This window comes from Mesorhizobium sp. M0626, from assembly GCF_040320665.1.
GTDB lineage: Bacteria > Pseudomonadota > Alphaproteobacteria > Rhizobiales > Rhizobiaceae > Mesorhizobium.
Genome location: NZ_JAMYQD010000012.1, coordinates 71284 through 93188 on the forward strand (window position 1 = coordinate 71284; position 21905 = coordinate 93188).

The window sequence follows — 21905 nt, forward strand, 5'->3', positions numbered from 1 at the left end:
TTTCCAGCACAAGCTCCGCGCTTTGTCACGCTGTTCCGACCAGCCCCTGCCACGCCGCCATCGCTCCGGCCACTGTGGCCATCAGCGCTTCGCACGAGGCGCCGTCGCGGGCCTGGATCGACATGCCGTGCTGGACCGTCGCATAGAAGGTCGCCGCCGCGTTGCTGTCGAAGCCCGCCGGCAATTCGCCTTCCGCCACACCGCGTTCCAGCCGTCTCAGCAAGAGGGTGTGGTTTTCGGCGCGGCGGCGGCGCAAATCATCGCAGATCGCGCCGCTGCTTGAATCCTGGTGCAGTGCGCCCAGCGCGATGAGACAGCCCTGCGGGCGGTCGTCCTGAGAGTACGCTTTTGCCGTCTGGCGCAGGAAATTCTCGATCGCCTGGCATGCCGTCGGCGCTTCGTCCAGCGCGCTCCAGATCTCGGTGCCTTCGTTGCGGGTGTAATACTCGGTCGCTTCCAGAAACAGCGCCTCCTTGCTGCCGAAGGCGGCATAGAGGCTGGGCGAGCTGATCCCCATCGCCGCGGTCAGGTCGGCGATCGAGGTGCCCTCATAGCCTTTGGCCCAGAACAGCTCCATCGCCTGCCGCAAGGCGGCGGTTCGATCGAAGGTGCGGGGACGGCCTCTTTCCGGCATGACGATCTTTTCTGTGTTGACCGATACATAATTCACTTGACGTCGCGAGGCAAGGTTGCCAGATTTATGTATCGATCGTTACATAAAAGGAGCATGACATGTCAGCGAACGGATTGAACGGCAAGGCAGCACTCGTCACCGGCGGCAGCCGCGGCATTGGTGCTGCGATTGCGAAGCGGCTCGCGGCCGATGGCGCCGACGTCGCCATCACCTATGTCAACAGTGCGGCGCCGGCCCAAGCTGTCGTCGCCGAGATTATAGCGGCAGGTGGTCGCGCGATCTCCATCCAAGCCGACAATCGCGACGCTGCCGCCATCGAAAATTCGGTCACCGAGGCGGTGAATGCCTTCGGCCGGCTCGACATCCTGGTCAACAGCGCCGGCATCTGGCGCGCGGCGCCCATCGAACAAATGTCGCTGGCCGACTTTGACGAGACCATTGAGGTCAATCTGAGAGCGCCGTTCGTGGCCTCGAAGGCGGCAGCGGCTCACATGGGCGAGGGCGGCCGCATCATTTCGATCGGCAGCAATCTGGCCGAGCGCGTCACCGACACCAGCCTCAGCGCCTATTCGACCAGCAAGGCTGCGCTGGTCGGCCTGACCAAGGCGCTGGCGCGAGACCTCGGTCCGCGCGGCATCACCGCCAACGTCGTTCATCCCGGTTCGACCGACACCGACATGAACCCGGCCGAAGGCCCGCATGCCGAACACCAGCGGCGGAAGATGGCGACGCCCCGCTTCGGCAAGGCTGACGAGATCGCCGGCATGGTTGCCTGGCTCGCCGGTCCGGAAGGGCGCTTCGTCACCGGCGCCGCGCTCACCATCGACGGTGGCGCCAACGCCTGAAGCAGCAGCCGCTTTGACCGGTCTGGAGCAGCAACGCCGCTCCAGACGTCACGATGTTGTGAAACCGTTCTGCAACAGGCCTGCGGAAATTTATGGAAGCTTAACGAAATCGGTATGAATCGGTATAGTAGCGCCTTACATCCGCCATGCGGTTGGCAAGATCGTCTAGCGGCGCGGAACGGGAGCCGGCTTGCAGCCGGAGCGGGTGATTAATGAAATTCCTCGGAAATAAAGCCACCGTGATGCCGCTTGCAGTGGCGGCAGCACTGGCCTTCGGTGTGCCGCAGGCAAGCGCGCAAGGCCTGTTCGACATGCTGTTCGGCGGTGGCGTCAAGCACAGGCCGCAAGGCGAATTCCCGCCGCCGCCAAAGCGCAAGCCGAAGCCCGCCGTATCGGGCGGCGGCGGCACCAGGATCAGCAGCCCGTCCTACTACACCTACAAGGCCGACCGGCTGGTGCGCGTCGACTTTGCCGCGTTGGTGGCAGCACCTCCCCAGGTGGCAACAGCTGAAGACGCCGCCTTTGTTCCGTCGGCGACCAGCACCGCCTTCCGCGAAGCCGTTGCAGGCCTCAGCGACTATGAACTCTATGCCGAGCCCGATATCGCCAAGGCACTGATTGCCTATTACTCTGCCAATCCTGATTTCATCTGGGTGAACGAGGGCAATCCCAATGCCCGCGCCCGGGATGCGGTGCGGGTGCTTGGCGAAGCCGCAAGCTATGGTCTCACGTCGGCCGACTACACGGTCGAGGTGCCGGCAGCCAACGCATCGGCAGTCGATGCCGACGCCCATCTGAAGGAACTCGTCCGCTTCGAGATGGCGCTGTCGGCGCGCGTACTGCGCTATGCCCGTGACGCCCAGAGCGGGCGCGTCGATCCCAATCGCATCACCGGCTACTATGAATTTCCGCCGAAGCCGGTCGACATGGAAGGCGCGCTCAAGACGCTGGCCCACACCCAGGAAGTGCGCACCTACCTCGAATCGCGGCACCCGCAGAACGCGGAATATCAGGCGCTGCGCGTCGAACTTGAATCGCTGCAGGCGAGCGCCGAAAACGAAATCGTCGTCGATCCCAAGCTGTTGCTGAAGCCCGGCGAGACCAGCGCCGAACTGCCGAAGCTGCTGACGCTGATCGCGCGCAATCTCGACGACGAGATGGGCGGCGCCTATGGCGAGATCCTGTCTCGTCTCGGCACCAGCGATGTCTATGTTCCCGAACTGGTTCCGATCATCAAGGCCGTGCAGGTGAAGGCCGGCATGAAGGGCGATGGGGTCATCGGCCCGCGCACCGTCGCCTCGCTCGCCGGCGCATCCAAGGCAGACAGGCTGCAGAAGGTGCAGGTCGCGCTGGAAGAATTGCGCTGGCTGCCGTCCGATCTCGGCAGCCCGCGGGTGTTCATCAACCAGCCTGCCTTCACCGCCAGCTATATCGACAATGGCGAGGAGAAGCTGAAGACCCGCGTCGTCATAGGCCGCACCACCAACCAGACCGCCTTCTTCTTCAAGGAGATCAAGCAGGTCGATTTCCATCCCTATTGGGGCGTGCCGCAGTCGATCATCGTCAACGAGATGCTGCCAAGGCTGCGTAGCGATCCGGGCTATCTCGACCGTGCCGGCTACGAGGTGACCGATTCGCGCGGCAGGCGGGTTCCCTCTTCCTCGGTCAATTGGGGCGCCTACGGCGCCAACATTCCCTACAGCGTGCGCCAGCAGCCGAGCGAAGCCAATGCGCTGGGCGAACTGAAGATCCTGTTCCCCAACAAGCACGCCATCTACATGCACGACACGCCGCAAAAATCCTTCTTCCAGCGCGATATGCGGGCGCTCAGCCATGGCTGTATTCGCCTTCAGGATCCACGTGGGATGGCGGCGGCGGTGCTCGGCGTCTCGGTCGACGACATCGCCGAAAAGCTCAAGCACGGCCATGCCAGCGAAGACGTGACACGCACGATTCCCGTCTATGTCTCCTACTTCACTGCCTGGCCGGACCTGTCCGGCAAAGTCGAATATTTCAACGACGTCTACGACCGCGACACGCGGCTGATGCAGGCGCTGGACGCGACCGAAGCGGTGCGTTCGCCGACGAGCTGAACCAGCGGAGTTCCTCGTTCAACGAACGAGGAACTCACTTTGTCTCTCTGGTTTTATTAGATTTTTGGCCGATAGACGGTCGCCCGTTTCCTGCGATCAGCGCTGGATGAGCGGACGCCGGAAGCCGGCGTCGCGGCCCGCGATCAGCCAATAGACCAGGCCGGCTACGAGGCCGGCGGCGGCGATGATGCCGATATCGGCCCAGCGTCCGGCATCCTCTTCCGCGGCCGGCCAGACCAGGAAGAAGCCGGCTGCAGCGGCAGCGGCGCCAAACAGCATGTGCACCAGGAAATTGCGCAGGGCAAAGAATTCGGCGAGCAGCGCGAAGATCAGCGTCTGCAGGCCGGTCAGCACGATCGTCAGGAAATAGACGACCATGCCGAGCGGCGGCCACAGCAGCACGACAATGGGCGAAAATTGCATGGCGCCGAAATAGTCCGGCGCGTTGGGCAATACGGCGAGTGCGCAATATATCGCCACGACCGCGAACAATCCGATCAGCACCGAAACGAAATAGCCGGCAAGCATCATCAGGATGCGCTTCAAAACATGCTTAACCATGGCCATGCACCCCCGTGCCCTGCAACTGTTACGCGCACTCAGCCATCAAAGGCGGATCGGCGCAAGAGTGCATCCAGCAGTGCTTTGCGGCAAATCTTCAGGCGCCGCCGCATAGATGTTGTGAATCCGGCAAAACCCATGTGCCTTTTATCGTGAGGTCGACGCCGTAATAGACCCGCCCGCGCTCGTCGCCCTGCGGACAATCCCTCGGGATCGATATCAGGCACATGACGACAAGATCGCCGGCTTTCGAACTGGCAAGGCCAGGCTCCCGCTCGTAGGAAACCCCGGCGCCGCCATTGCTGAACCGCGCCAGGCTGCCGGCTTCAGGGCCGGTGGTTTCCAGCGGGTCGTCGCCGAGCCGCGTCGTCAGCGCGGTGATGTGGGTCAAGGCGCATTGGCCGATCGACGAGGGCAGGGGCTGGTCGAGACTGCCCGGATGGCGGGCCGCGGTGTCGAGCGCCTTCTTGCCGATCAGGGCGATGTTGTAGTCCTGCACCCAGGACGGCGCATTGCCGTAGGTCTGCAGCGCATTGTTCTGGGCGCTGACGATGCAGGCGGCATCCTGCCCACAGGCGTTCCTGTCGGCGATGAGCGCACGGGCGATCTTGCGCTTGTCGCCGCCAAAGGCTGGCTCGAAACCCGTAAAGGCCTCGGCCACCAAGGCATCAATTGCCGACAGTTGCGGGTCGGCACAGATCGCCTTTTCCACCGGCAGGCTGGCTTTGCGGCAGTCGAAGGACGGCCCGTCGGCACGCGCTGGACCAAGGCAGACCGCCCCGCCAGCAAGTGCGACGACAAGCGCAAACGAGTTGGCAATTCGATTGGAAGAAAGCATGGTCGCCCCGTTGTCCGACAACTGCCACCATTCTAGGCAAAAAACGCAGCGGACGGAATTGCCGAAGCGGTGTCGGTATCGGCGCTATTTCGGTTCGGCGGTCACGGGATCGAAGGTGATTTCGACTTTCGCCTTGTCGGCGGTGTAATAGGTGACGGTGTACCCTTCCTTGTCCCAGTCGACCTCCTTCACATAGCGAAAGCCGTCGCGCTGCTCGACCTTGGCGATGATTGCCGACAGTTTCTGGGCATTCGTCGGCGGCAGTGGGCTGTCATCCGCGGCAAAGGCCGTCGAGCCGGCCAGAAGAACGACGACACCGGTCGCCAGAACAAGATTTCGCATGATTACCCTCATTTCACGTTGGCATGAACCGCACCGGAAACTCGCAGGCAGCACAGTTTGTTCCGAGAGCTGACATCGCGCAGCTTCCGTCAAGCCCTGGATCGCCGCGCTCAGAGCGACGGCACGCCAATATTTGCGCCAACCGCCGGCCAACCATGAGTGCTGCCACGGCCCGCGCTGGACAACCCGATGGTGGTAGAGCTTTGCCCAAGACCCTGCTAGACTTCTGGTCCTGGCGGGGTGGCATGGCGCGCCAACCCCGCCGGAATCTTCATCTCTCAGCGCGCGGCGAAGTGTTTCAGGAACGGGTCGTCGCCTGTGCTGGACCAGAACCAGAAAGGGAGCGGGGGCTCGAACATGGCTGTACGGAACTACACCCGTCAGCTGGCGACAATCATTTCTATCGATGCCGTCGGGTTCTCCCGGCTGATGGGCATCGACGACGAGTCTGCTGTCGCGGCATTCGAGGAACGGCGCGACATCATCGCCGACAGCTGTGGCACATTTGGCGGCCGCACGTTCGGCGACGCCGGCGACAGCATCATGGCCGAGTTCGGCAATCCGATCGAGGCGTTGCGCGCGGCCTTTGATTTCCAGGGCCGCATCGTCGCCCTCAACGCCGAGGTTGCCGACGACATGCGCATGCCGTTTCGGGCCGGCATCAACACCGGCGACGTCATCGTGCGTGGTGGACGCCTCTACGGCGACGACGTCAACATCGCCGCGAGAATCCAGGAATTCGCGCCGGGCGACGGTCTCGCCGTTTCGGAGACGACCTGGCACCATGTGAAGGACAAGACGGCGGCCGAATTCACCGATCTCGGCGAATTCATGCTGAAGAACATCGCCTTGCCGGTGCGCGTTCTGATCGCCGGCCGCAGTGGCAACGGATCCTCGCCGGCGGCGTCGTTCGCCGCCATTCCCCAGGCCAATGCGCAGCAGAAGCTGTCGTCCAAGGGGCCGCCGGCGATCGCCGTCCTGCCCTTCCACGCCGATGGCGGCGAGCATGAAATCGGCTACATGGCCGACGGCATCGCCGAGGACATCATCTATGGTCTTTCCAACACCAGATGGCTCTCGGTCATCGCCAAGGGCTCCAGCTTCCAGTTCCGCGACGACACGCTGGGCACGCGGGTGATCGGCAACGCGCTCGGCGCGCGCTACATCGTCAGCGGCACGCTGATGCGCAATGGTGGCCAGATCCGCCTCAACACCTCGCTGGCCGACGCGTCCAACGGGCGGCTGGTGTGGTCGCAGCGCTTCGATCGCGATCTGGTCGACATCTTCAACCTGCGCGACCAGATCGGCGCTGAGATCGTTTCGATCCTCGACAAGGAGGTCGACCGGGCGGAACAGGCACGCACCTTCCAGGTTCCCTGGGAAAGCCTGGAGACCTGGCAACTGGTGCGACGGGGCCGCTGGCACATGAACCGGCGCACCCGCGGCGACACCGAAACCGCACTCGAGTTCTTCCAGAAGGCCTACCGCGAGGACGCCAACTCGAGCGCCGTGCTCAACGAACTGGCGTGGTGGTATTTCTGGCGGGCATGGCTGCGTTTCGGCGACAGCGACGATTTGAACAAGGTCGAGCAGTTTGCCCGCAAGGCGTTGCTGGTGGACAGCCTGGATGCGCGCCCGCACGCCCATCTCGGCGCCGTCGACATCATGCGCGGCGAACCGCGGTCGGCCGTCGACCATCTCGAGGAAGCGATCCACATCAATCCGAGCTTTGCCTTCGCGCGCTCGGCCATGGGCAGCGCCCAGCTGCTGCTCGGCAATGCCGCGACCGCGATACCGTTCTTTCTCGATACCGAGCGATTGAGCCCGTTCGACCTCTACCGCTTCCACAATCTGGGGGAACTGACGGCGGCCTATTGTTTGGTCGAGAACTGGCCGGCGGCGATCGCTGCCGCTGACCGCTCGCTCAACCTGTCTCCCGGCTATTTCTATTCCAGGTTCCTGAAGATCGGCGCGCTGATGCGAAGCGGCCGGCCGGAACAGGCGCGGCGCGAGATGACCATTTTCACCACCCGGCATCCCGATTTTTCAGAACAGCGTGTGCGCTGGATACCGTTCACCGACAAGGCCGCGAACGAGTTCCTCGTCGCCAATTTCCAACTGGCCAAATGAACATGGCGTCAGTGCTGGCTGGAACATGGACCAACTGTGAAAAGATTCACATACGTGCAGCCGATGCAAACCTAGGCGTTGAACGGCCGGCATCGCAATGACGTGGATGGCCGGGGGGCTTGAACGCGCATGACCAAACTGAAGTATTTCGACGCTATTCGCGCGGCCCAGAAAAACCAGCGCCCGCTGTCGGAAATGCCGCCCTTCGATCTCGGCCGGATCCGGAAGACAGGGCTGATTGCGCGCGTCGTCGGGTCTCTGGCCGAAGACCCCCGCTGGGCGCTTTCCTTGTTGCGGCGTTTCCGGCCGACCGGCAAACTTTTCGGCGTTCTCGTGGTCACCAAGAACGCCGATGTCCGCGACATATTGGAGCGCGGCGACGAATTCCAGACCCCATACGGCCCGGAAATGACCGAGCTTGCCCGGGGATCCAACTTCATCCTCGGCATGCAGGACGGCGCCGACTACCGGCGCATGAAATCGTCGGTGCTGAGTGCATTCCCGCCGGCCGAGGTCGAAGCCGCCGTCAGGCCGATCGCGGCGCGTCATTCGCAAGAGATCATGACGCGCGCCAGCCCCGGCTTCGATGCGATCTCCAGGTTGATGAAGATCGTCCCGGTGCACATCTGTCGAGATTATTTCGGCGTCGAGATCGACGATGAATCCGAATTCGCCGACTGGGCGATCGCGCTGAGTGCGCTGTTCTTTTCGGACCCGACGGCGAGCCCCGTCATGCGCGAACTCGCGGTGGTGGCGGGCGACCGTCTTCTCAAAGTCATCGATCGCTCCATCCAGTCGGCCAGGGACCGGGGCTTGAAGGCCGAGCAACCGCTGGCGAGGCTGGTTGTCCAGATGGATCAGGGCCGCCTGTCGCGGGACGACCTCAATTCGATCATGCTGGGCATGATCGCCGGCTTCGTCCCGACCAATGTGCTGGCCGCCGGCAATTGCCTCGACGTGATCCTGTCGCGGCCCGACGCACGGCAGGCTATCGATGCGGCATTGGCCGAAAACGATACCGCCAAGCTCGACAGGGCCGTCCTTGAAGCCATGCGCTTCAAGCCGATCTGGGTCGGCCCCTGGCGCTACACGGCCCGCGACGCGATCATCGGCAAGGGTACGCGCCGCGAGCGCCTGGTGAAGGCCGGCACGGTGGTGATGCCGGCGACGCTGTCGGCGATGTTCGATGCCGACGCCGTGCAGAACCCGGACCAGTTCGACACATCGCGCCCGTATCGCGACTACATGGTGTTCGGCCACGGTATTCATCAGTGCATCGGCGCCGAGATTGCCAGGATCCAGATCGGCGAAAGCCTGCGCGCCCTGTTCCAGAAGCAGGGCGTGCGCCGCATGCCCGGCAAGGCCGGGCGGATGACCCGCATCGGCGCCTATCCCGAAACCCTCAAGGTCGATTTCGAACGGGCAGAACTCTGCCGCACCGTAACGCAGTCTATGGTGACGGTGGTCTGCTCGGTCACCCGATCCGCGTCGCTGGATGCTGTCCGCGACAAGGTTGCCAGCCTCGGCAACCCGGCCGTCGAAGATATCCGCACCGCGCTCGATATTGCCGGCACCGTCCACTTCACCAGCCTGACCGTGGTCGGCACCGGCGAGATCAGCGCTGATTCCGGTCAGGAAAAAGGAGCTCTGGTTCTCGAGATGTCCGGTGACGGCAGCATCGACGATGTCATCGATGCGGTCACGCACGCCATCGGGCACCGGCTGCGGCCGATCTTCAAGGATGTCTGCGATCTGCCCGATGGCGGCGCATTGAACGATTTCCTGCGCAAGCACAATGTCGACATATCGCCGTCCTTCGGCAGCAATGCCGGACTGGTGTTTTCGGGCACGCCGGGGCACTCGGTCCAGCGTATCAAGGCCGAGCAGCAGCTTTTCGAAGCCGTGCGCGACATCGTCGAGCGGCCACGCAAAGGCGCCGGCAACGCTCCTGCCGTGCTCGCTGAAGTTCGCCAGCATGTCCAGTCATTAGAGACGTTTGCCTGGGCGTTCGAGCCGGCCGAGAGCCTGCTGGAAAAGCCGCCGGGTCATTGGGGCCGTGCTCTGATGACGACGTTGCTGGTACCACCGGTCTTCGTCACGGTGGCGATCATCTGGGCTGCTTGCTGGTACATGACCTACAGTGTGGTGTTCGGCAGATCTATCGACATCAGTTCCCAGGAAATCTCCTTCACCGCTATAGCCGTGGCAATCACCTCACTTCTGTTGTCGGGACTTGGAGTGTTGGTGGCAGCGGCGCTGCTGGCGTTTTCGTGCTTGCTGGCGCTGCGACGCCGCGAGGACAGGGATCGGCCGGAAAGCACATCGATCGGCATATCTGAATTGAACGCGATACTCGTCAAGGAGGGCCACGCGGCACAGAACCATCTGACTGCGATTTCGACGATGAAGGCCGGCATTCTGCGGCGGCTGGCGCTCAGGTTTTCTTTCTACCTGATCTCGATAGCTGCCCAGAAGGTATTCAAGCCAGGCTTCCTCAACACCATCAACACCATCCATTTCGCCCGCTGGATACTGCTGCCCGGCTCCAACCGATTGATGTTCTTCTCCAACTACGGCGGCAGCTGGGAAAGCTATCTTGAGGACTTCATCGCCAAGGCGTCCGCTGGCCTGACCGGCGTGTGGAGCAACACCGTGGGCTATCCACGCACACGATGGCTGTTCCTGGACGGCGCGCGCGACGGCGATCGTTTCAAGCGCTGGGCGCGGCGCCAGCAGGTGCCGACCCTGTTCTGGTACTCCGCCTATCCCCAAATCAACACAGAGCGCATCCGGATCAATTCCCGGGTCAGGCGCGGCATTGCTTCCGCCGTCGGCAACGAGGCGCGCGACTGGCTGAGCTTGTTCGGTTCGCTACGGCGCCCGGCGAGCGAAACAACCACCGTTCAAAAGACCACTTCGCTGCTGGCCAATATCAGCTCTGCCTTTCCGGCGCCTCTCGAGCAGCAGCTGGAAACCGGCGAGATCCAGTCCATCTTCTTCGGCCCGCTCGGCCCGCTCGCTTATTCGCATATGCTTGCGATCCGGGTGCCGGACAAGTTGCCGGCGCCCAAGCGCAGAGCCTGGCTCGATTTCGTTGTCGAGCAGACGAGTTTCGGCGAAGGCAGGCCCGCCGGGCGCGCTATGATAGTCGCCTTTGGTCCCGGTGGCCTGCGGCAGTTTGGGCTCGACGAGGGTGTGGAGGGCGATCCACTGGAAACATTTCCGATCGCCTTTCGCCATGGCATGGGCAATCCCGAGCGTGGGCGCATACTGGACGACCGAGGCCGCGACGGCCCGGACGAATGGGAGTGGGGGTCGTTGGAGAACCCTGTGGACCTGGTCATCGTCTGCTATGCTGAAGACCCGGGACGGTTGAAGACCGAGATTGCCACCGTGAGACGAAAGACGACCGGTGCAGGCATGAAGGTCGTCGCCGAACTGCCGCTCGCCGTAAACCGGGGTCCGACCGACACGAAGACGAAATCGTCCGACGGGGCAAAGCGTGACGATCGGTCGGAACGTGGGCCAGCCTACGAGCATTTCGGTTTCGCGGACGGGATTTCGCAGCCGATTGTCCGGGGCACGACCCGCGCCAGCAGGGGCGCCGCGCCCATGCATCTGGTCGCGCCCGGCGAGTTCCTGTTCGGCTATCGTGATGAGCATGGGTTCTATCCAGCCTCGCCCTCGGTAAGCGCATCACGCGATCGGACCGGAATCCTTTCTCAGGTGCGCCGTAGCCGGCTGATTCCGGGCCTGCCGCCACCGCCGCGCGATTTCGGGCGCAACGGTTCATTCCTGGTTATTCGCCAGTTCGAGCAGCACGTCGACGTCTTCAACAACTACTGCAAAAAGGCTGCAGCCTTGGTCGCGAGCCAACTCGGCAACCAAGCCATCACGCAAGACTGGATTGCCGCCAAGATGCTCGGCCGCTGGCAGAACGGTAGCTCGCTGGTGCGCAACCCCGATCATCCGGGACGCGTCATCGACAACAACTTCGCGGCTGGCGCCGAGGATCCGCAAGGCCATCGCTGCCCGCTTGGTGCCCACATTCGCCGTTCCAACCCACGCGACTCGCTGGGTGAGGACCGCGATACGCAGATCAATATCGGCAAGCGCCATCGTATCCTGCGGGTCGGCCGTACCTATGAGAAGCAGGACGGCAAGAATGGCAAGGTCGAAAAAGGGCTGCTGTTCATGTGCCTCAACGCCGACATAGAGCGCCAGTACGAATTCATTCAGCAGACCTGGGTTTCGTCGGCCACGTTCCAGGGCCTCGTCGCTGAAAAGGACCCGACGATTGGTTCGCGCAGCGGTGATGGCAGGTTCACCATTCCGTCATGGGAAAAGGTCACGACGCTCCGTGACATGCCGCAATTCGTCACCACCAAGGGTGGTGGATACTTCTTCATGCCCAGCCGCTCGGCGCTGCGCTACCTGATTTCGCGGCTCTGAGTCTTGGCCGGGGCTGATTCGGGATCGGCGTCAGTCGTCGTCCTGCGATTCGGCGATATGGCGCAGCGCCCCGGTGTCGGTGATGCGCAGGCCGCCGCGTTTGATGGCAATGAACGAGCGGTTGCGCCAGTCGTTGAGCGTCTTGTTGACGGACTCGCGCGTGGCGCCGAGGAACTCTCCGAGTTCCGATTGCGAGATCGGGATCCAGCCGGCGCTGTCGGCCATCACCTTGGCCAGGAAGACCAGGCGTTTGGCGAGCCTCGCCTCGATGCCGAAGAAGGCCTGGTCGCCGAGTTCGCCGCTGACCCAGCGCAGCCGGGCGCACAGAAGTTCGATCATCGCGCGTGCCAGCGGTGGATTTCTCTCAATGCGATCAAAGAGTTGTGTCCTGCTGAGCGAAACCAGCTCGCAAGCGGTCAGGCAGATTGCGGTGGCGGTGCGTGGCCGCCCGTCAAGCGCGCCGATCTCGCCGACGAGGCTGCGCGACAGCTCGATATTGGCCACCAGCTTCTGCCCGCCAGGCGAATAGATCGAGATTTCCACCGTGCCGCTCATCACCCCGTAGATCCGGTCGGCGGCATCTTCCTGGACGAACAGATGCTGGCCGGCGGCGTAGCGCTCGACCTTGCAGCCGCTGAACAGGATATCGAACAGCTTTGGATCGATGCGTGCCAGGCGCGGCAGATCGTTTCTGTCGTTTGGGCCGCCAAAAGCCATGTTCCAAATTCCCAATTGCCGCAATCGGCGAAGTTTAAGGGCCGAAGTCTAAGGCAAGAGTGCACCGCGTCAAAGGCCGGCGTTCATCCCTTGCGATTACGCCTTGTAAAGGCTTGGCGCAGTGGTCGCGCCCAGTGCCTGGCTCGTGCCGGGCGGAAAGCCGCCTGCACGCGCGGCGAGAGGAGCCGCGCGTGCAGGCGCCAACTGATAAAAATGGATAGGTGATAAAATTTCTGTAAAACCGAGCGGCCGCAATGGCCCTTCCACCCGTTGCGATAGGTGGGCGCAAACAGCGTGAGCGTCTGTGACGGAGATCACATACGGCATCGCTGAAATAATGCGAGCGTCATACATCGCGCGAGCGACTGCGGCAAAGAGACATGCCGACGTTGCACTCCGGTCATCTTCGACGCGAGTTGATTTGTTTCCTTGCCTGCCAATCAGAATTGCACCAGTCTAAAATGGGGCAATACAGTTCTTTACTTCGACAGAACCTTTGAGGGCGACTATGCCGGTCAGCAGAGAGCAGCGAATCCGTCAATATCTCGATCTCGTCACCGGGGGCGAGGGGACTGAATCGGTCCTCGGCAACATGGAGACGATGGCAGGCGGCGGCCTGGAATCCCTTGCGCCTGCGGAAGCCGGCAAGACGGAGGCGGCGTTTGAATCGGCGCGCGCTGGCCTGGAGAGCCTCGCGCGGGGCGCCGAAGTCGCGCCCGAGCAGCTTTCCGATCTGGAAGCCATAATCATCCCGGAGTTGCGGCCGGTCTATGACATCAAGGATGGCACCTTTACGACGCTGACTTTCGACGGCGCTCCGACACCTGGCCATTCGCTGTGGACGAAGCTTACCAGCGAGGCCGCATTGAAGCAGCGCATCGAAGCCGCCCTGCCGGCGATCGGGCGTATCGAACTGTTGTGGAACACCAATATCCCTTACGGCGGCACGGGCTTCGTCGTCGGCCGCAACCTGTTGATGACCAATCGTCATGTGGCGCAGATATTTGCGGACGGCCTTGGCGACCGCAATCTGCAATTCATCAACGGCCGCGCCGCCGGCATCGACTTCAAGCGCGATTCGGCGGCGGGAAACGTCTTCAAGATCCGCAATGTCCGGATGATCCATCCCTATTGGGACATGGCGATCCTCGAAGTCGAAGGCCTGCCCGACAACATCACGCCGCTGTCGCTCGCGGTCGCCGACGCGCGCGATATGCTGCGCCAGGAAGTCGTCGCCATCGGCTATCCCGCGTTCGACAATCGCAACGCGGTCGATGTCCAGAACGAGCTCATGCGCAATCGTTTCCAGGTCAAGCGCCTGCAACCGGGCATGCTGCAGGGCGGCTTCGATACGGAGAGTTTCGGCAAGATCGTCAGCGCGGCGACACATGATTGCTCGACCACTGGCGGCAACTCCGGCACCGCCATGATCAACCTCGCCACCGGCGAGGTCGTGGCGCTGCATTTCGCCGGCCGCTATCTCGAGCGTAACTACGCCGTGCCGACCGGCGCGCTGGCCAAGGACCAGCGTGTCGTCGACCTCGGCCTCAATTTCGCCGGCGCCGCCAGCGGCGGCCCCAACGATTGGGGCGCATGGTGGAACAAGACGGACAGTGGGTCGCCGGCCGAGGGCGTAAACCTGGTTGAAGCCGGCGGCGTCAAGCAGATCCCGGGCGTCGCCACCCAGACGCCTTCATCGGCAGGCGTCGTCGTTTCGCCAGGCGGCAGCGTCACCTTCGAAGTGCCGTTGCGCATCACCGTCTCGCTCGGCGCAACGCCTGCCCATGAAGCGGTCACCGAATCGGTCGAACTGGAAGCGGCCAAGCCGACCCCTCCAGGCGGCGCATTCGTTCCCAAAACGGTTGCCGACTATGCCGGCTATAAGGGCTACGACGAGAAATTTCTCTCTGGCGGCACCAAACTCGCGCCGGTCGTTGTGCCCATGCCTGAGGCCACCGACCTCTCCGTGCTGGCGCCGCTCAAGGCCGGCGGCACGCAACTCGACTACCAGAATTTTTCGCTCAAGATGCACGCCAAGCGGCGGCTGGCGCTGTTCACCGCCTCCAACGTCACCGAGGAGAGCAATCTGCGCGAGCCGGAAAAGGGCCGCAACTATTCGCGCGGCGGCCTGTTCAGCGAGCGCTGGTTTCCGGATCTGCGGCTCGACGACAAGTACCAGATCCCCGACGTCTTCTACACCCAGGATCAGGGCGCCTTCGACAAGGGTCATATCGTCAGGCGCGATGACGTGGCCTGGGGCAGCACCTTCGAGCTGCTGCTCAGGGGCAATGTCTGCTCCTTCCATGTCACCAACTGCTCGCCCCAGGTCGAAGGCTACAACCGCTCCGACAGCGGCGAGAAGAACTGGGGCGATCTTGAGAACCACGTCCTGTCGGAGGCGGCGAGCGAGCGGCTTTGCGTCTTCGCCGGGCCGGTCCTCGCCAAAGACGACCGGACCTTTGCCGGCAAGGGTCCCAAAGGCACCAGTCTTCGCGCCCCGGTGCCGCGCCGCTTCTGGAAGGTGGTGGTCGCCCGCGTCAGTGACGGCATCGCCAGTTACGGCTTCGTGCTCGAACAGGATCTGTCGGACACGCAGCTGGAGTTTGCCGTCTCCGACGAGTTCATCGGCGCAATGTACCCGCTCTCCGAAATCTCCGAAATGACCGGCGTCAGCTTCGACCAATCGTTGATCGATGCCGACCAGTACGAAACGGTTCGCGGCACCGAAATTGCGATGCGGGCGGGATCACGCAAGCGGAAGAAGAAGGCTTAGGGTCGGAGGGAATCCCATGACCGAATGGACGCAATCCGAACTGAACAGTCTCAACCGCATCCTCGCCAACCTCTACCCGATGATCGGCGACGGCGTGCGTGTTGCCAAAGGTGTCGGTCTTTCGACGGCCCAGATCGCCTTTGACAACAAGGCGATCAACAACTGGTTTGCGATTGTCCAGCGCGCAAAGCAGGAGACCAGGGCCGACGACCTCGTCGCCTTTGCACTCGAAGAGAATCCCGGCGACCAGGCACTGCTGCAGGCAAAGCAGCACGCCCCGCCTCCGCCGGTCGAAGGCCCCGCGACCGCCAATTGGAGCGGCGCGACGGCGCCGGCCCAGCTCGAAAAAATCCTTGGCGACAAGAGTACGCTGGTGCCGATCAGCTATATGGAACTTGGCCTCATCAGGGCAAGATCGGTGGTGCGCATCAAGCGTGCGGATGGCAGCTCCGGCACCGGCTTCATGACCACCGGCGGGATACTGATCACCAACAACCATGTCTTGCCTGACGGCGCTTCATTGGCGGGCACGGTGGTCCAGTTCAACTATCAGCGCACCGTTGCCGGGCTCGACGCGCCGCTCGACCAGTTCGACATCGACATCGCCGTGCCTCTTCGTACCTCCAAGGACAATGATTGGTCCGCCGTCCGCATCAAGGGCGATGCCTCCAAATGGGGCGAGTTGGAATTGAAACCCATGACCGTCAAGGCCGGCGACCATGTCAACATCATCCAGCATCCCGGCGGTGCGCAGAAACAGATTTCGTTCGTCGCCAATGTCGTGGCCTTCGTCGGCGGCGGCCGCGTCCAGTATCTCACCGACACACTGCCGGGTTCGTCGGGCTCGCCGGTCTTCGACACCGACTGGAACCTGATTGCGCTGCATCACAGCGGAGGCTGGCTCACCGAGCCCAACGCGCCTACCAAAAGCACATATTATCGCAACGAAGGCATTGCGATCGACACCATCATCCAAGACCTCGCGGCCAAGCCTGTGTAGATGGTGAGCTATGCAGACCGATGGCGCAGCTCGATGCGCGGCGATTTGGGACTACGGCATGTAAATTTTTTCGGATGTGACGGTTTATAACGCCACACACCAAACACCAGGGAGTTCAGAGATCAGCGCCTATTTCGACCTCAGGCTTCAACTGGCTGATCTCTACCCATTGCCTCCCGATTGGTTGCAGGTAACCAAGGACGCTGGGATCGTCGCTGGCGCCATCAACCTCCAGGGCGCGGCGCTCACAGTCTGGTTCAACATCCTCGACTATGCCTTGACCAAGAAGCTGTCGCAGCCGCTGATGAACACTGTCGTTCGGCAAAATCCGCAATGCGCCGCAATATGCAAAGCCTATCTGGATGAACTTGCCGCGGGCGAGAAACCGACGCCCGAACTGCCTGGCCTGACCACCGACGATCGGGTCAACACCGCGCTCGCAGGCTTCAACGCCGTCAACCAGCAGCCCAAGGACATTCAGGCGCAACTCGCCGCTGGCGATGGCCTCACCACCGTCGCCAGCCAGATCGATGTCCTCAAGACCTACAAGGACCTGCATGACCACCTGCAAAGCTTCCAATATGGCATCGGCAGCTTCCAGACCTTGCTGGTCGCCGCCCGCGACATGGGGGCCGACCTGGAACAGGTCCGCGTCCTGCGCAATTTCCTCAAAATATTGAAGCTCTTCTGTGTCTCGATCGGAGAGTCGGTCATGGAGCTGCCGGCGGGGCCGGCGCTTCACGATATCGAGCAGGCCTGGCTCGACGACCTCAAGGCGGCTGCGATCAAGTTGCAGGCTGCCATCGATAACAAGTCTCCGGACGCCTACGACGCGCTGTTTGACGTGCGCACCGTGCTGCGCGTCGTGCCTTCGCGGCTCAACCAGCAGATTTTCGTTACCGCGAAGAATCTGCCGTTCGGGCTTCTTGCCACCGGTCTCGACACGATAGCCGGCAAGCTTCCAGCAGGTGCCCCGGATGTTCCTTTGATAAAGGCTGCGCATGATGCGATCATGGTGCTGTCGTCGACCATCTATGCGCGCGTCGTCGAGCATAAGCTCTGGCAGGACGTCGACAACAAGCTGGCCAGCCTCACCGACATGATCGAGCCGATAGAAGAGGGCGCCGCGGCGGACAAGTCGCTGCCGTTCCAGTTTTCGCCGCTGTGGCGAAACCTGGAAGTGAAGGTCAAGGTTCTTGCCGATCTCGATCCCAATGGCGCCTGGCGAACGACGCTCGTCGACTACTCCACCGACGTCAACGACCAGCTATCGCGCGAGACCGTCGATACCGCCTTCATTCTTGCCTTCGAAGCCTATCGGGACGAGGCCCAGCAACGCTTCGTCCAGGTCGATCTGGCGCTGAAAACGGAATGCGCCTCGATCGTCCGCGTCAGCACGCCTTTGCATAAGATCATTGAGGACCTGGGGCCATGAGCGATGAACTTGCGACAGGCACGGAGACCGAAACTCCGGCCGATTTTATTTCGCTGAGCGACATCCGGATCGCACATCTCGAGCTGATGCGCATCGCCAGCAGCAATGAAGCCGTCGACCCATCGATGAGCCGCAGCGACAAGGCCGGCGCCGAGACGACGGAAGCCAGCATCGACAACACGGCCCCCGATGCGCAGGCCATCCGCGACTTCCTGGCCAAGGCACGGCGCGCCGGCAGCACCATCGCGCGGGAATCCGACCGGCGCGCGGCGCAGCGCATACTCGATTATTGGTCCGCCGAACTGGTCACGCGGCCGGGCATCACCTCAGCCGACGTCAGCCCGGCGCGGCTCGCGTCTTTCGCAGGTGGCGGTGGGCTCGAAACAACAGAGCCAATTGCCGTCGCGGTTGACTCCGAATCGGCATCGCGTGAAATCAACGATTCAGGAACGGTCGCCATCGCCGTTCCTGAATCAATGGCCGTCGCGACCAAAGACGGTGCCGAATCCGGCGACGGCTTCGCATCGGACGACGAACTGAGTTCGGACGAGCTGACCGAGCGCTTTCGCATTCGCGTGGCCGCCCAGGCGCGGCAATGGAAGAACACCGGCTATCCCGGCTATCTCCTGCGCGGCGAAGCGCTGAAGGAGGCGGCGGAGCTGCCGCAGGGGCCGGACATCGCCGAGTTCGTCGAGGCGAGCGCCAAGGCGGAGACCGACAGCCAGAAGCAGCGCGATCGCAGCAAGAATATATTGATCGCGCTGTTTGCCATCCTGGCCGCGATCCTTGGGGCAACCACCTATTTCGCCTACGTCCAGAGAAATGACGCTGTTGACGCGCGCAAGGATGCCGAGACGACGGCGAGTGAGGTCGCAAAGCTCAATGGAAAGCTTTCCACCGCCCTTGAAAAGACGGAAGACGCACGCCAGCGAGCCGAGGCTGCACTTGCCGTTGCCGAGAAGAAGGCGGAAGACGCCGCCAAGACGCTGGCCGAGCAGCAAGCCACGCAGGCCACTTTGCGATCCGCGATCTTGCTTGTGGTCGAACAGCTCAAACTCGGCAGCGTGTCCCTGGACAAGTTGGCGCCCGATTTGCGACAGGGGGTGCTGGTCGAGCTGGCCGGGCAGGTCAAAAGCGGCGAGGTCGCGCTCGACCAATTGCCGGCGCCGCTGCGCGCCGCGCTTGAACCGCTGCTTGGCAAAGACATAGACAAACAGCCTAACGTTCTTTCGGGATACAAGGTCGATTTCATAGGGGCCACGATCGGCTTGCCCAGGATAACCGACGACCTGGCCAACGACGCCGTGGCGCCGCCGCTTGATTACATCAACTACTCGCTGGTCATGGGCCGAACTCATCGCATGGCCATCTATTCGGCCGTCAACCTGGATCGGTCGCAGAGGTTGCCGCTGCAATTCACCGCCAGCAGACTGAAACCCGACAGCCGATTGTCGGTCGACTACCAGCCTCGTCCCAACTGGTACTTTCGCGCGGACCGGCCCTGGCTGGCGGCGCGATTTGCAAGTGCCAGCGACATCGCCTGGGGTCCGGAGTTCGCCGGCGATCCGGCAACGGCGGCGCTCAAGCTGGCGCAGTATGCCTCTTTCCTGCCAAACACGATGCCGCAGCCGCGTACTTTCTACGGCAGCCGATGGGTGCCGCTCGAAAACTGGGTTCGCTCGCAGCACAATCCGCTCGCCAATCGGGTGACCATCTTCAGTGGTCCTGTCTTCCGGCCCGCGGACCAGCCGGTCGACGGCGTGCCGGTCCCTTATGCCTATTGGAAGCTCGCGGTGTCCTCGGTGTCGGCGGCCGTGAAGGGAGAGGTGAGGGAGCCGGAATTTGAGGTCGATGCGTTCTTCATTCCAGCCGACGCTACGGGGGCGTTCAACGTCGAGCAGTATCGGCTCCCGGTTGCCGAGCTTGAAAGGCTCACGAGCCTCAATTTCGACCCTCTCATCGAATGGACGGATTCACTGAAGAACCGCGGCCCCAATGGAACCGCGGCCGACGAACTGGCGGCTCGCGTCAAGCTGCTCGACGGCGCAAATGATGCACTGCGCGGTGACCTGATTGCCGTCCTCGAAGACGCAGACCTTCCGGTGGTCGAACGGCAGAAGATCGTCGCGGCTCTCGTCGAGATGGCCGGCCTGCAAAGCATAAGCGGGCTGACACCGGCGGGGCGCCGCAACGTGCTTGAGACCCTGCTTGGGGTACCGCCTGAATTGTGGGAACGCCCGGACTGGCTGGCTGTGTTTGCCGGCGCGCGCCGGGCGGTTGCCGATCTCGCCCTTTCGGCAGCCGACGGCCAGACTGTTATCGGTGAGCAGGATCGCAACGCACTCAACACGCTGAAGGACCGGCTGCGTATCCAGCAGAGCCCACAGACGGTTTACGTCCAGTTCGCCGGCATGGCGCGCGAGGACGCCGGGGCGCTTTCCGCAAAAATGCGGGCCTTGGGCTGGGGCATTCCAAACCCTGGCGAAGAACGTGTCGCCGCTGCCGCCGGCAAGAACGAAGTTCGCTACAACCCCTACAACGACGCCGACCGTGGCGCCGCCCAACTGCTGGCCGCCGACCTCACGGTTGCCGCTGGCCGACTGGTGACAGCCCGTGCGGTGCCGATCATCAAGGCCAACACATTGGAGATATGGACCAGCATATAGAAACACTGAAGGCCCGAGCGGGGCGAAGACAAGGGCGCGTAAAAAAGCCGCGATGCGCCGCTCACTATCGTCGCGACAAATACGGGCTGTTCTCACTCCAGAGGTTTTTACATGCGCACGCGTCACGCCGTCATGCTTGCACTTTCCGCGCTTTGCATTCCAGCCGTCTCCATGCCGCTGCAGAAAGCCAACGCGCTGGAGCCTGAAAAATACACGGTCTATTGCGCCAACGATCACATCGAGGTTTCGTTCTGGGATCTCGAGCAGATGAAGGTGCGCAACGGCTCCGATGTCTGCCAGTTCCAGAGCTACACGAGCTACTCAAGCGCCTTGAACTTCGCGCAGAAGAATTTTGGTGGGGAAGGGGCGAGTTGCAGCTGCTAGGAGTGCTGGCTTGGAGTGCGCTGTTCAGGGAAAGAAAATGGTGGGCGATGCAGGGATTGAACCTGCGACCCCACCCGTGTGAAGGGTGTGCTCTCCCGCTGAGCTAATCGCCCGCTCGTTGCCCGAAGGCCAAGCGAGCCGCGATATAAGGGAGGCAGGGTTGTGAAGTCAAGGCGATGCGCCGGCCTTCTGTGCCTGAAATAGGCGAGGGCAGGCGCTGCCGCGCAATCGCCCGTTTCGCTCAGCAGGCCGCAGCTGCAATCAGCCGTTCCGCCAGGTCGAGCGTCAGCGCGTCGAAATGCGAAATCACCGCCGACGGCTCGAATTCTCTGACATGGCGGTCGGTGTAGCCGAAATCGACGGCGACCACCGGAATGCCGGCTGCCTTGGCGGTGTCGATGTCGGTCTGCGAATCGCCGACCATCAGCGCATGATGCGGATCGCCGCCGGCGAGCCGGATGGTCTCGGTCAGATGGCGCGGGTCGGGCTTGCGGAAGGCGAACGTGTCCTGGCCGGCGATCGCGGCGAAATGCTTTGTCAGGCCGAGCGCCCCGATCAGCGCTTTCGAATTCGCCTCATATTTGTTGGTGCAGATGGCGAGCAGATAGCCGGCCTTCTCGAAGCGGGCGATGGCTTCGACGACACCGGGGTAGGGGCGCGACTTGCCGGGGATGTTGAGTGTGTAGTGGTCGAGGAACACCTTCAGCAGCCTGTCGTGCTCCTCCACCGCCAGCGACTTCTGCTGCGCGGTATGCGCGCGCTCGATCATCACCCGTCCGCCCTGGCCGACAAAACGCCGGAAGCCGGCCTCGTCGACAGCGGCAAGCTCGCTGGCGGCAAGGCTGTGGTTGAGGCTGTCGAGCAGGTCCGGCGCCGTGTCGATCAGCGTCCCGTCGAGGTCGAACACGATGATCGGTTGGGTCATGGCCTGTCCTGTGGCTGATGCATTGCAGGCAGGCGATAGCGGCTGCGCTTCTTTCAGGCAAGCCGGTGCGAGCCAAAGTCTTTGACCCTGCGGGCAAAAGTGCTAGGAGC

The 21905-nt window shown here is 62.6% G+C and carries 15 protein-coding genes and 1 tRNA gene; 9 read left to right on the forward strand and 7 right to left on the reverse strand.

Annotated elements, in window-relative coordinates; translation table 11 throughout:
* Positions 1-25: 25 nt before the first annotated feature.
* The gene (locus NKI37_RS16730; protein WP_023710494.1) at positions 26-634 is read right to left on the reverse strand and encodes a TetR/AcrR family transcriptional regulator; all 609 of its coding nucleotides are present in this window, start codon (positions 632-634) and stop codon (positions 26-28) included.
* 98 nt (positions 635-732) lie between these two features.
* Here NKI37_RS16730 and NKI37_RS16735 point away from each other — a divergent pair, with 98 nt between their 5' ends.
* Both NKI37_RS16735 and NKI37_RS16740 read left to right on the forward strand, forming a co-directional pair.
* Positions 733-1479, forward strand: a complete 747-nt coding sequence (locus tag NKI37_RS16735) for a 3-oxoacyl-ACP reductase family protein (RefSeq protein ID WP_352674973.1) — start codon at positions 733-735, stop codon at positions 1477-1479.
* Between the two features lie 212 nt (positions 1480-1691).
* A complete protein-coding gene (locus NKI37_RS16740; protein WP_352791339.1) occupies positions 1692-3572 on the forward strand; it encodes a L,D-transpeptidase family protein in 1881 nt (626 codons plus the stop codon).
* Positions 3573-3668: 96 nt separating this feature from the next.
* On the opposite strand, the gene NKI37_RS16745 is transcribed toward NKI37_RS16740, so the two are convergent.
* The 3 genes from NKI37_RS16745 to NKI37_RS16755 form a co-directional block, all read right to left on the reverse strand.
* Positions 3669-4139 (reverse strand): hypothetical protein, encoded by a 471-nt coding sequence (locus NKI37_RS16745; RefSeq protein ID WP_023668992.1) that lies wholly within the window; start codon positions 4137-4139, stop codon positions 3669-3671.
* 91 nt (positions 4140-4230) lie between these two features.
* The gene (locus tag NKI37_RS16750) at positions 4231-4971 is read right to left on the reverse strand and encodes a lysozyme inhibitor LprI family protein (protein ID WP_352791341.1); all 741 of its coding nucleotides are present in this window, start codon (positions 4969-4971) and stop codon (positions 4231-4233) included.
* 84 nt (positions 4972-5055) lie between these two features.
* A complete protein-coding gene (locus NKI37_RS16755; protein ID WP_023690752.1) occupies positions 5056-5313 on the reverse strand; it encodes a PepSY domain-containing protein in 258 nt (85 codons plus the stop codon).
* Between the two features lie 357 nt (positions 5314-5670).
* On the opposite strand from NKI37_RS16755, the gene NKI37_RS16760 reads away from it, so the two are divergent.
* Positions 5671-7443 carry an adenylate/guanylate cyclase domain-containing protein gene (locus NKI37_RS16760; RefSeq protein WP_352791343.1) on the forward strand — a complete coding sequence of 591 codons (1773 nt, stop codon included), beginning with the start codon at positions 5671-5673 and terminating at the stop codon, positions 7441-7443.
* Positions 7444-7572: 129 nt separating this feature from the next.
* Positions 7573-11895 (forward strand): cytochrome P450, encoded by a 4323-nt coding sequence (locus NKI37_RS16765; protein ID WP_352791345.1) that lies wholly within the window; start codon positions 7573-7575, stop codon positions 11893-11895.
* Positions 11896-11925: 30 nt separating this feature from the next.
* Here NKI37_RS16765 and NKI37_RS16770 read toward each other — a convergent pair whose 3' ends face one another.
* Positions 11926-12612 (reverse strand): Crp/Fnr family transcriptional regulator, encoded by a 687-nt coding sequence (locus NKI37_RS16770; RefSeq protein WP_023668987.1) that lies wholly within the window; start codon positions 12610-12612, stop codon positions 11926-11928.
* Positions 12613-13120: 508 nt separating this feature from the next.
* Here NKI37_RS16770 and NKI37_RS16775 point away from each other — a divergent pair.
* From NKI37_RS16775 to NKI37_RS16795, 5 genes are all read left to right on the forward strand, one after another.
* Positions 13121-15385 carry a DNA/RNA non-specific endonuclease gene (locus NKI37_RS16775; RefSeq protein ID WP_352788746.1) on the forward strand — a complete coding sequence of 755 codons (2265 nt, stop codon included), beginning with the start codon at positions 13121-13123 and terminating at the stop codon, positions 15383-15385.
* Between the two features lie 16 nt (positions 15386-15401).
* A complete protein-coding gene (locus NKI37_RS16780; protein WP_352788749.1) occupies positions 15402-16385 on the forward strand; it encodes a trypsin-like peptidase domain-containing protein in 984 nt (327 codons plus the stop codon).
* A 169-nt stretch (positions 16386-16554) separates the two neighbouring features.
* Complete coding sequence (locus tag NKI37_RS16785) at positions 16555-17820, forward strand: hypothetical protein (protein ID WP_156940988.1); 1266 nt, start codon at positions 16555-16557, stop codon at positions 17818-17820.
* A complete protein-coding gene (locus NKI37_RS16790; RefSeq protein ID WP_352788752.1) occupies positions 17817-20486 on the forward strand; it encodes a DNA/RNA non-specific endonuclease in 2670 nt (889 codons plus the stop codon). Before NKI37_RS16785 ends, NKI37_RS16790 begins: the two co-directional genes overlap by 4 nt.
* A 111-nt stretch (positions 20487-20597) precedes the next feature.
* Positions 20598-20870, forward strand: coding sequence for a hypothetical protein (locus NKI37_RS16795; protein WP_023696133.1), 273 nt, complete (start codon positions 20598-20600; stop codon positions 20868-20870).
* A 38-nt stretch (positions 20871-20908) separates the two neighbouring features.
* On the opposite strand, the gene NKI37_RS16800 is transcribed toward NKI37_RS16795, so the two are convergent.
* Positions 20909-20983: transfer RNA gene (locus NKI37_RS16800), tRNA-Val, on the reverse strand.
* A 128-nt stretch (positions 20984-21111) separates the two neighbouring features.
* The gene (locus tag NKI37_RS16805; protein ID WP_352788755.1) at positions 21112-21795 is read right to left on the reverse strand and encodes a phosphoglycolate phosphatase; all 684 of its coding nucleotides are present in this window, start codon (positions 21793-21795) and stop codon (positions 21112-21114) included.
* Between the last annotated feature and the right edge of the window lie 110 nt (positions 21796-21905).